Annotated in this window: 9 protein-coding genes; 3 read left to right on the top strand and 6 right to left on the bottom strand. The window is 69.7% G+C overall.

Features of this window, described 5'->3' with window-relative positions:
• Together HALOF300_RS23785 and HALOF300_RS23780 are read right to left on the bottom strand one after the other, a co-directional pair.
• Nucleotides 1-837, bottom strand: an 837-nt coding sequence (locus tag HALOF300_RS23785; RefSeq protein ID WP_156743374.1) for a sugar phosphate isomerase/epimerase family protein, incomplete at its 3' end; no start/stop codon positions are given.
• Complete coding sequence (locus HALOF300_RS23780; RefSeq protein WP_156743373.1) at nt 834-1,946, bottom strand: Gfo/Idh/MocA family protein; 1,113 nt, start codon at nt 1,944-1,946, stop codon at nt 834-836. The genes HALOF300_RS23785 and HALOF300_RS23780, both read right to left, overlap by 4 nt.
• A gap of 81 nt (nt 1,947-2,027) precedes the next feature.
• Here HALOF300_RS23780 and HALOF300_RS23775 point away from each other — a divergent pair, with 81 nt between their 5' ends.
• Both HALOF300_RS23775 and HALOF300_RS23770 read left to right on the top strand, forming a co-directional pair.
• Entirely contained in the window at nt 2,028-3,206 is a 1,179-nt protein-coding gene (locus HALOF300_RS23775; protein ID WP_156743372.1) for a XylR family transcriptional regulator, read from the top strand.
• A 309-nt stretch (nt 3,207-3,515) separates the two neighbouring features.
• Nucleotides 3,516-4,304, top strand: a complete 789-nt coding sequence (locus tag HALOF300_RS23770; RefSeq protein ID WP_156743371.1) for an IclR family transcriptional regulator — start codon at nt 3,516-3,518, stop codon at nt 4,302-4,304.
• A gap of 5 nt (nt 4,305-4,309) precedes the next feature.
• On the opposite strand, the gene HALOF300_RS23765 is transcribed toward HALOF300_RS23770, so the two are convergent.
• The gene (locus tag HALOF300_RS23765; RefSeq protein WP_156743370.1) at nt 4,310-5,068 is read right to left on the bottom strand and encodes an SDR family NAD(P)-dependent oxidoreductase; all 759 of its coding nucleotides are present in this window, start codon (nt 5,066-5,068) and stop codon (nt 4,310-4,312) included.
• Nucleotides 5,069-5,071: 3 nt separating this feature from the next.
• On the bottom strand, nt 5,072-5,842 hold the full coding sequence (locus HALOF300_RS23760) for an RraA family protein (RefSeq protein ID WP_197522801.1): 771 nt from the start codon (nt 5,840-5,842) through the stop codon (nt 5,072-5,074).
• A 35-nt stretch (nt 5,843-5,877) separates the two neighbouring features.
• Here HALOF300_RS23760 and HALOF300_RS23755 point away from each other — a divergent pair, with 35 nt between their 5' ends.
• The gene (locus HALOF300_RS23755; protein ID WP_156743368.1) at nt 5,878-7,062 is read left to right on the top strand and encodes an enolase C-terminal domain-like protein; all 1,185 of its coding nucleotides are present in this window, start codon (nt 5,878-5,880) and stop codon (nt 7,060-7,062) included.
• Nucleotides 7,063-7,096: 34 nt separating this feature from the next.
• Here the strand turns inward: HALOF300_RS23755 and HALOF300_RS23750 are convergent, their stop codons facing one another.
• Together HALOF300_RS23750 and HALOF300_RS23745 are read right to left on the bottom strand one after the other, a co-directional pair.
• Complete coding sequence (locus tag HALOF300_RS23750; RefSeq protein WP_156743367.1) at nt 7,097-7,411, bottom strand: EthD family reductase; 315 nt, start codon at nt 7,409-7,411, stop codon at nt 7,097-7,099.
• An 87-nt stretch (nt 7,412-7,498) separates the two neighbouring features.
• A complete protein-coding gene (locus tag HALOF300_RS23745) occupies nt 7,499-8,731 on the bottom strand; it encodes a class I SAM-dependent methyltransferase (protein ID WP_156743366.1) in 1,233 nt (410 codons plus the stop codon).
• Between the last annotated feature and the right edge of the window lie 145 nt (nt 8,732-8,876).

The raw sequence follows: 8,876 nt of genomic DNA, 5'->3' as shown, positions 1-8,876 counted from the left end.
GGGGGGGGGCCCCCCCCCCGGCCGGGGCGCGGGGCCACCGGGGGTGTGGCGAAGGGCCAGTTCGGCTCCCGCGCGGAGGTCGGCCGCCATCGTTGAGCGGTCGATGAGGGGCAGCTCGATGACGAGGTAGCCCGTGTATCCGTTCGATACGGCTGTCGAGAGGGTGGCGTCGAAGTCGACGATGCCGTGACCGAAACGGACAAACTCTGGTTCGCCGTGGCGCGGGCCGGCGCAGTCCTTGAGGTCGAGGTGGGCCAGCCGGCCGGCGTACTGCGTGGCGATCGCCACCGGATCGTGCCCCGAGGCGGCGAAGTGCCCGGTGTCGAGGCACATGCCGACCGCGGGGGAGTCGATCGCGGAGAACAGTTCGTCGTAGTCCTCCGGATGTTCGAGGACGTTGTTGGCGTGGTTCTCCACCGCGATCGTCAGCCCGCGCCCGGCCGCTATCGGGGCGATGACGCGCAGCAGGTCGATCACCGCGCCGAGGCCCCCGCGGGTGCCTCGAGCCGAGCCGGTGGCCTTGATCACGCCGACCCCGAGGCGCTCCGCGGCGTCGAGGAGCCACAACCACCGGCAGGCCTCTCTGGTCAGGTCGGCGCTGTCGGGACCGGGTGCGAACGGTGACACCTGCAGCGTGGCGGGCCGTAGCCCACTCTGCTCGCAACGCTGCCGCATCGAGTCCAGGCCGGGGGGCGTGAGGTTGCGCGGGTACCACGCGTTGAACTCGATCTCGCGGATCCCGAGGGCGGGAGCGTGGACGAAGGTGGGCTCGAAGTTCTCGTCCCCGAATCCGTCGAAGCAGATCGTGGCGACGGACACCCGTGGTCCGGTGCTCATATCCGCACCGCCGCGAAGTCCGGGATCTGGATCCGCGTCCCGCCGGTCATGGCGGACTCGTGGGCGCAGATGCCCACGGAGGTCCAGTTGGCCGCGGTGGGGGCGTCGATCGCGCTGGGGCGACCCTCGACGATGCTTCGCACGAACTCATGGGCCAGGTGCGGGTGGGAGCCACCGTGCCCGCTGCCCTGGACGAATGACAGGTGCTGGTTGTCGTCGTCGTAGACGCCGCGCGTGGTGAACGGTGCGATCTCGGCGGGCAACAGGTGGGCGAAGTCCGGGACCTCCACCCGCTCGGGGCGCTCACCCACGTGGAGCACGTGACCCACTCCTTGGGTCTGTTCCCACTCGAAGGTGGCGTGCTCCCCGAAGACGCTGAAGCTCTCCACGTACTCTCGGGCGGTCTCGAACAACGACCGCGCCACCTCGGCGGCGACGGGGGAGTCGCGCAAGGTGAGCAGCGCCGACTCGACCGCGAACGGCGAGCCGTACTTCGCCGTCAGGTCTTCCGAGATCCGGCCGGACCCCTGGCACACCACGCTCTCGGCGAGGGTGCCGGCGATCGCGAGCAGCGGGCTGACGGCGTGGGTCGCGTAGTGCATCGGCGGCAGTCCCTCCCAGTACCCGGGCCACCCGGCCATCTCCTGGTGGTGTGCCCCGCGCAGGAACTGGATCCGGCCGAGCGTGCCGTCGTCGAGGAGCTGCTTGGCGTACAGGAACTCGCGGGAGTAGACGACCGTCTCCATCATCATGTAGTTCCGCCCGCTCTCCTGGGCAGCCCGGACGATGGCCTGGCACTCCTCCACGGTGGTCGCCATCGGCACGGTGCAGGCGACGTGCTTGCCCGCGCGCAGTGCGGCGATCGACTGGGCTGCGTGATCGGGGATCGGGGTGTTGATGTGCACCGCGTCGATATCCGGGTTCTCGAGCATCGCGTCGAAGCTCGTGTACCGGCCGGCTATGCCGAAGTGGTCGGCGGTCCGCCGCAGGGCATCCTCGCTGCGCTGGCAGACGGCCACGAGTTCCGTGTCCGGGTGTGCCTGGTAGATGGGAATGAACTCGGCTCCGAAGCCGAGACCGGCGATGGCTATGCGAACGCTTGTCGTCATCGTTGACCTCCTGCTGCAACCGTAGGAATCCGCGCAGTCGATAACCATGCGTAATTTAGAAGGACTCCATAGAATATTTACGTGCTTGGATCGGAGCGGACGAGGCACGTGGCCCTGCTGGTGGAGACCTCCAACGGGTACGCGCGCGGCCTTCTGCACGGGGTGCGTGAGTACGTTGCCGCGCACCGCGGCTGGTCGCTGTATCTGGTGGAGCACTCGCGGCTCGAGACCGACTTCTCCTGGCTGGAGGGATGGGCCGGGGACGGCGTGCTGGCGAGGATCGAGAGCCCGGAGGCGGCAGCCTTCGTCCGACGCCTGGGTCTACCCGCGGTGGACCTGAGTGCCGGGCGACTGGTGCCGGAGCTGCCCGGAGCGGAGACGGACGACGACCAGATCGCCCGGTGGGCGGTCGAGCACTTCGCCGAGCGGGGGATCCGGAACTTCGCCTTCTGCGGTGACCCTCGCTATGGGTGGTCCGTCAAGCGGGCGGTGGGATTCGCCGAGCACGCTCGAGCCTACGGAACGCCGGCGCCGGAGTTCCGGCTCCGGCCGACCGGCAAGAAGGCCACCGACCGTGACCGCCTGGTCCGATGGCTGACGGGCCTGCCGAAGCCGGTCGGAGTGCTCGCCGCATACGACATCGCGGGTCAGGAGGTGCTTGAGGCCTGCAAGATCGCCGACCTGGCCGTGCCGGACGAGGTGGCCGTGATCGGCGTCGACAACGACGAGCTGCTCGGCACCCTCTCCTCGCCGGCGTTGTCCAGCATCGAGCCGAACACCCGACGGACCGGCTACCTCGCGGCGGAACTCCTCGACCGGATGATGTCCGGCGAGGTCGTCGAGCCCGGTCTGCGGCTGATCCCCCCGGTGCGAGTGGTGGTGCGGCAATCCTCGGACCTGCTCTCCGTGGACGACGTGACCGTGGCGCATGCCCTGCGGTTCATACGCGACCACGCCGGGCAACACGTCACGGTGACGGAGGTGCTGCGCGAGGTGGGCCTGTCCCGCCGAGCCCTCGACCTGCGTTTCCTCAAGCACCTCGGCAGGACGGTGCACTCCGAGATCCGGCGGGTACGGATGAACCAGGTGGCCGAACTCCTCGGCTCCACCGACTGGACCATGACCCGCATCTCCGAGCACCTGGGCTTCCCACACGCCGAGTACATGGGCGCGGCGTTCAAGAAGCACACCGGTCGATCACCCGGCCGGTACCGCCGCGATGTCACCGGGTCCGTGGTCGCACAGGGAGGCTGGCGCTAGCCGACGGCGCACCGATCCGTGAATACCTGGTCTCGCACCGCCTCGTGATTCGCCAGTCGACGAGGACGGACTCGACGTCTGACGTCGGCAGCTGAGAACCGCGGTCGGTCGTGGCGACCCATGTCCTCCCGACCGTGGAACTGGTGCCCGTCGGGTGCGCCCTGATAAGCGCTTCCCGCATTCCCCTATCCGGTAGGGTTGTGATTAGTGCAACGAACATGTGATTACGGCAACCCGAGCGCCGCTCGGTAGGGTCCGAAACACCTCGGAACGGCGCCGGCACGATGCGCCACCAAGGCAAGGAGTGTCATGCCAGCAGCGCCCAAGCCCGACGAGGCGAGCGCCTCGCCACCCGGGGCAGCCAGCACGCTCGTGCGCGGCCTGTCCGTCCTGGAGATGGTGGCAGCAGCGGGTGACGGGATCAGCGTGACCGAGGTGGCGGCCCAGGCCGGCACCGACAAGAGCACCGCATCCCGGTTGCTCGCCACGATGCGCGAGCTCGGCTACGTGCAGCAGCGGGTGCGCGACCGGCGCTACGTACTCGGGTCCCGCTGCCTGTGGCTGGCACAGGCGTATCAGGCCACCCACGAGCACCTGGTCGACCTGGCTCGCCCGCATCTGGTGGGCCTGCGTGATGCCACCGGCGAGACCGTGCACCTGGCGGTGCGCGAGGGCGTGCACGTGGTCTACGTGGCGCAGGAGGACTCCGGGCAGTCGGTGACCGTTCAGTCCGTCATCGGCACGCGGACGCCGCTGCAGCGCACCGCGATGGGTCGCGCCATCCTTGCCACGATGAGCGAGCGTGACCGGGACCGGCTGCTGGAGCAGATGCGCACCAGCGCGGCCGTCAGTCGCGCCGCCCTGGATCTGGAGGAGATGCGCGCGGACGTGCGCCAGGCCGGGATCCGGGGGTGGGCCGCCGTGGACCGCCACGACGACGTCACCCGCCTGGCCGCCGCCATCACCGACGTGCGCGGCGAGCCGATCGCCGCGATCACGATCTCCGGTCCGTCCTACCGGGTCGACCCGCACGTGGAGGAACTCGGAGCGGCGGTTGCCCGGGTGGCGGGTGAGGTGTCCGAGGCGCTCGTCGCCTGACCTGCTCACGACGTCATCCCGCCGTCCACCACGAGGTCCTGGCCGGTGAGGTAACCGGCCCCCTCGGAGCACAGCAGCAGCGCGGCGCCGACCAGATCCGCCGGCGCTCCGATCCGGCCGGCCGGGATCTGCGCGAGAACCTGCGCGCGGTAGTCGGGTTCCGACAGTGCCTGCGTGTTCCGCGGCGTCTCGATCACCCCGGGCGAGAGCGTATTGACGGTGATTCCCGACGGCGCCAGCTGGGTAGCGAGGCCCAGCACCAGGTTGTGCTGGGCTGCCTTGGTCGCCGCGTAGATCGCCATCTCCGGGTGCGGCGCACGCCGCTGCACGCTCCCGATCGCGAGGATCCGGCCCCACCCTCGCTCGGCCATCGGCGGCACGAGGACCTGCAGGAGTTCGACCGCGGAGAGCAGGTTCACCTGGATCTGGCGGCGTGCGTCCGCCGGGTCGATCTGGGTCCACGGCGCGCGGACCTGGATCGAGGCTGCGTGCACCACGATGTCCACCGGACCCAGGCGCAACGCCTGCTCGGCCAACGCGGCGCCGGCGCCCTCGACCGCGAGGTCCTCGGTGAGCGGCGCCGGTTCGAGCGCACCCGGACCAACGGCGCCGGACCCGCCCGGGCCGGCTACCGCCGTCGGGCCTTGGAGACCGTGCCCGATGACGACGGCGCCCGCCTCGGCCAGGGCGGTCGCGATCGCAGCCCCGATGCCGCTGGTGGATCCGGTGACCAGCGCGGTGCGGCCCGCCAGGGAGGTCGGCACGGGTCAGAGCCGGCCGTGCTTGCGGTAGACCGCCACCGGGTCCGGGCTCGCCAGGAACTCCGCCCGCACCTCGTCCTCGCGCTGCACCAGTTCCTCGGTGCGCTCGAGCACCTCCACCGTGAGGTCCTTCGGGATCACCACCACGCCGTCGAGGTCGCCGAGGATGAAGTCGCCGGGGGAGACCGGCACCACGGACGTGAGCGCGCCACGCAGGCCGACCGTGATCTGCCAGTCGTAGTAGCTCCAGCGCTTCACCGCCTCCACCGGGGTGAGGTAGCGGCAGAACACTGGGAAGTCCCGGTCCACCAGGAACCGGGTGTCGCGCGATCCGCCGTCGACCACGGCGCCCACCACGCCGTTGGCCGCCCCGACGGTGGCGTTCATCTCGCCGTAGTGGGCGGCCTGGTTGTCGAAGCTGGTGTCGCGCACATCAACGATCGGGACGCCGGCGGCCTTCATGGCCTCGAACATGTGGATGCGCCGCTCGCGCAGGCTCGGGTCGCCGGTGGGGTCCGGGATGCCCTTGAGGGTGAACGCCGGTCCGGCGATGACCCAGTGGTCCTTCACCGGCTTCAGCTCGGTGGCCAGGGCCTGGTGGGGATAGCCCATCTCGTCGAGGATGTCGTACACGGCGCCCGAGTAGGTCCTGCGGTAGCGCTCGATGAGCTCGGGAACGGGCAGGGCGTACTCGTAGGGGTTCATCGCGATGACCTCGTCGTCGTAGTTGTGATGGGTGCACCACAAGGTAACATTCGTTGTGATGAACGCAAGCATGTTCTGAATAGCGCAACACATGGGAGTGTGGATCGATGAAGATCGTGGACTTGAGGGTGCGCACGGTGGCGATCCCCACCAACGCGAAACTGCGTCACAACACGGGGGTGCACCCCGGCTACTTCATCCGCACGATCCTGGAACTCATCACCGACGAGGGCCTCGTGGGCCTGGGCGAGGTGGGTGGTGGCGACCAGCGCGGCGCGTTCGAGCGGCTACGCCCCCGCATCATCGGCGCGGACCCGTTCCGGCTCGAGCTGCTGAAGCTGAAGACGCTGAAGGCCATCTACTACCTCTCCAACGACCGGCTCTACGCAGCGATCGAGATGGCCTGCCTGGACATCCAGGGCAAGGCGCTGGGCCGTCCCCTCTCCGATCTGCTCGGCGGCCGGGTGCGGGAGCGGATCCCGTTCATCGCGTACCTGTTCTGGCGCTACGACCGGCCCGGAGGCGGTGACGACACCACCGCCGAGGACATGGCCGATCAGTGCGAGGAGCTGACCGAGACGCTCGGGGTGAGCGCGATGAAGCTCAAGGCCGGGGTGCTGGACCCGGCGGAGGAGGCGCGAGTGCTCGAGCTCTGCCGGGACCGGTTCGGCTCCTCCTACCGGCTCCGCATCGATCCCAACGGCGGGTGGTCGGTGCCGACCGCGGTGCGGATCGGGCGCCGGTTGGAGGCGGTCGCCCCGGAGTGGTTCGAGGACCCGGCCTGGGGGCTGACGGGCAACGCCGCGGTGCGGGCGCAGGTGCGCATCCCGATCGCGACGAACATGTACCCGGCGAGGTTCGACGACCTCGGCCCGGCCGTCCGGATGGACGCCGTGGACATCGTGCTCACCGACATCCACTACTGGCAGGGACCACGCGGGGTGAAGGACCTTGCCGCCGTGTGCCGCACGTTCGGGCTCGGGGTGGCGATGCACTCCGGGGTCGAGTTCGGCGTGGAGCTGGCCGCGATGCTGCACACGGCGTCGACCATTCCGGAGATGACGACGGCCGGGGACGCGCACTACCACTACCTCACCGATGACATCATCGCGGGCGGCAAGCTGCCCTATGTCGACGGCGCCATCGCGGTCCCGACCGGACCCGGCCTCGGGGTTGAGCTGGATCCCGAGAAGATGGACAAGTACGAGCGCCACTTCGGCGAGGTGGGCGACTACTACGCCCGGTTCCATGTGGACGAGCGCAACCCGGACTGGCTTCCGACGAGCTTCTGATTGGGGGCCGCTGATCGCGAACGGTGGCGGTCTCTCAGGTCTGTTCCACGTCGGCAAACACGATACGAACGCCGCCGGACGCGATCCCGAGGATTGCCGGGAACAGCGCGGCTGCTGCAGCGGTGGTGACCGCTGCCGACGCTGTGTCGTAGTCGGGAAAGTACAGGTCGATGAGGCGGTGGGCAGGAGTTGGCGAGCCGTCTTCCTTCGGCCAGACCTTGGACGACTCCAGGCGTTCGAGGCCGGGGAGCGCGCGTGCCAGTTCCACCTGGTTCGAGTCCGTGAAGGCCCGCTCGAATGCCTCGGGGTCGGTCGGGTTGTCGTAGATGACTGTGATCTTGGTGGTCATGTGGCTTGTCCGATCTGTGATTGGCGTGGCGATGCGAACGACGCAACAGTGGCATCATCCTCCGTCGCGCCCGGGGCGGGGCGGGCATCACGATCGCTCGAGCCACACGCTCGCACGACCCGGGTCCGGACGCCCGCGCCGCTGCGGCGAGCGGCACCGTCCGGCCACCCGGTGACCGAGACGCTCGACCACGGCTTCGGGCGCCAGTGCCGGCCGCACCGGACCGTACTGACTGAGGAGCAGCCGCCCGCCCGGGGCGACCACCTCTGCCAACAGGTGGTCGATCAGTTGTGCGTGCCGATCTTCAGGGATCACGTCGAGCAGCATGTGGACCAGGTCGAACTGCTTGTCGTCGGGGTGTTGCCACGTCAGTGCGTCGCCGATCCAGAAGTGGTCGGCGACCTCGGGATGCAGCTCCCGGGCCCGCTCGACGAGTTCCGGGGCGATGTCGACGCCGTACGGGATCACCTCGGCGCCCCGCTCGGCGCCCCAGCCGACCATGCTGACCGCAAGGTGCCCGTTGGCACACGCGAGGTCGAGGAAGGTGCTCGACGCCCGCCCGGGATCGAGGGCGTCGGCGAGCACGCCACGGGCGTCGCGCCAGTCGCGGGCGGTACCGCCGAAGCCGGATCCTCCCTGCGGGGTGTCCGCCCGCAGGTAGGGGCCGACCAGGGTGCGCTGGTTGTCGGCTACCACCTGGTCGTAGGTGATTGTGCGGCGAGCCTCGTCCGCTGCCAGCACGAGCCGGGCGAGAGCGCCGTCTCCCTGGGCCGCCAGCAGTTCGGCCGCCGCATCGGCGGGACCGGTCCACCACTGCGCGTCACCGCGGTGGGGGCGCTCACCCTGGTAGGGGTCCCCGTCCACCCAGAACACACAGTGGCGACGGCTCGCATCGACGGCGAGCAGATGGGTGCCCTGACGTCGGAACCCCATCCGCGCCAGGGCAATCCGCAGCACGCTGTCGTCCCAGACATCCTCCCCGGGAAGACGACGATCACTCGGGAGCAGCCACCCGCCGTCGTGCCGGTAGAGCGCGACGACGGCGCCGGACTCGGCGCCCGGGTCGGTGCGGAAGCACACGATCGACACTCGGGTGATGCGGTGCCAGGCGAAGCCGTCCGGCGCGGCCGCCGTGAAGCGCTCGTTGGCGCGGACCAGGGCCGGCCAGGTGCTGAAGCCGAGCCCCTGCGCGACCCGGTGCTGGGCCAAGGCGAGCTTGGTCGCCGGCTCGTGACGGCGCAACTCGGTGAGTAGTTCCCGGGCTCGCTTGCGGGCCTGGTCAAGGTCGATGTGCTCGGGGATGGTTGCGTGCCCGGTCATGACGGTTCCCTCCGTGACGCCGACGTCCGCTGTCCGGCAAGAGAGACCGTTGGTCAACTCGAGGGGAGATCGGGTGGGCTCGGCCCTTTCCGCGGACGGGTGGCACCCCAAAGTGCGCCCGACCACGCTAGCACCGGGGGCGGCT

The sequence above is a fragment of the Occultella aeris genome (assembly GCF_902703175.1).
GTDB lineage: Bacteria > Actinomycetota > Actinomycetes > Actinomycetales > Beutenbergiaceae > Occultella > Occultella aeris.
Note: the sequence above shows the minus strand (reverse complement) of the source record. Positions and strands in the feature narration are given on the sequence as shown.